Raw genomic sequence first — 1,504 nt, 5'->3', positions numbered from 1 at the left:
CTGTCGGCCGCGGCCTTCGGAGTGCCGGCGGGCGGGCCCGCCGGGCGCGACGCGACGCGGCGCCGGCGGCGCGGCGGCAGGGTGTCGCTGGGGCTGTTGTTGTCTTCCGTGGTCTCTCCGGCCGTGCCGGAGGACGTGGGGTCGTTGGACATCCGGGCGTTTCTCCCGTCACGTTCCCGGGCGCCGCGCCTGATTCCGGTCCGGCGGCGGTCCGCGCAGTGCGCGTCCGCCGCCGCCCGGGGCGCGGGCGCCGCACGGGAACTTACGTGTCTGGCTCGCCGGTTCCCTACCCGCTTGTCCCGCGGGTACGGCCTGGCGAAAGTCTTCTGGTCGGTGCGCGGCCCGATCCAGGTGGCTCCCGGATTCGAGGGCTGCGCTGTGACGACCGTCCTAAGCGGGGACCGGGCCCGTCCCCGCCGCCGCGGCGGCGGTTCCGGGGGCCTGGGTGCGGCCCGCCGGCTCCGCCTCGCGGTCGGGCGCGAGCGGGTCGGTCACCATTCCGGACTCCTCGTCGAGGGGCCCCTGCGCCAGCCTGGTCACCGCTGCGGGGACCGGCGGCGCCAGGTCGGCCACAGCTCGGAGACCGGACAGGACGTCGTCGGGTCGTACGGCGGGTGTCGCGTGCCGAACAACCAGGCGCAGTATCGCACAGGGCCCCGTGTCCGCGGAGCCCGAGCCGTCGCCGGCCACCGGTTCGACCCGCAGGTCGACGACGGCGGAGCGCGCGTCGAAGGCCCGCACGCCGTTCTTGGTGCGGCGCTCCACCTCGACCGCGTCGGCCGCGAGGAACGCGCTCACCGCGCCCTCCGCCTCGGCCGGCGCGACGCCGTCCAGCCGCAGCTCCCACACGGAGGCCTCCAGCCGGTCGGCGAGGCCCGGGGTCCGGGCCTCCACCGCGTCGACGATGTCGAGGCCCGTGGGCAGCGACGCGTCGAGCAGGTCGCGCAGCGCCGCGGGGTCGCGGGGCTGCGCGAGGGCGATCTCCAGGAACTCGGCCTCGCTGCCCGTGCCGGTGGGTGCGGCATTGGCGTACGACACCTTCGGATGCGGCGTGAACCCGGCCGAGTACGCCATCGGTACCTCGGCGCGGCGCAGCGCCCGCTCGAAAGCGCGCTGGAAGTCGCGGTGACTGGTGAACCGGAGGCGGCCGCGCTTGGTGTAGCGCAGTCGGATGCGCTGCACCGCGGGTGCGGGCGGCGGGCCTTCGGGCTGTCGCTTGCCCAGTGGTCTGCTCCTCGGTGCGGGGCCGTGCGGTGTGGCGCGGCCCTGGGGTGTGCTGTTGGCTCCGTCTCCCGGCATCAGCCCTGATCGCTCAAGGTGACTTCGGGTGCGGGCGCCGCGCCGGGGACAGTCGTTGTACTACCCAGAGTACGCGCACGGGCTCCATTCGGTTCCCGGGACCGCCGCGACAGGGGCCGGGCGCGACGCCGGACGGGACGCACGGTCCGTGCGGGGTGGCGCCGCGCACGGTCCGTGCGGCCGGGCGGCGCGCCCGGCGCCCGCC

Annotated in this window: 1 protein-coding gene; it reads right to left on the bottom strand. The window is 76.3% G+C overall.

What is annotated here, in order from left to right; all coding sequences use genetic code 11:
* Nucleotides 1-390 precede the first annotated feature (390 nt).
* A complete protein-coding gene (locus L1885_RS28250) occupies nucleotides 391-1,182 on the bottom strand; it encodes a TIGR03936 family radical SAM-associated protein (protein WP_235799987.1) in 792 nt (263 codons plus the stop codon).
* Nucleotides 1,183-1,504: the final 322 nt, after the last annotated feature.

The organism is Streptomyces fuscigenes, assembly GCF_021556455.1.
Lineage (GTDB): Bacteria > Actinomycetota > Actinomycetes > Streptomycetales > Streptomycetaceae > Streptomyces > Streptomyces fuscigenes.
Note: the sequence above shows the minus strand (reverse complement) of the source record. Positions and strands in the feature narration are given on the sequence as shown.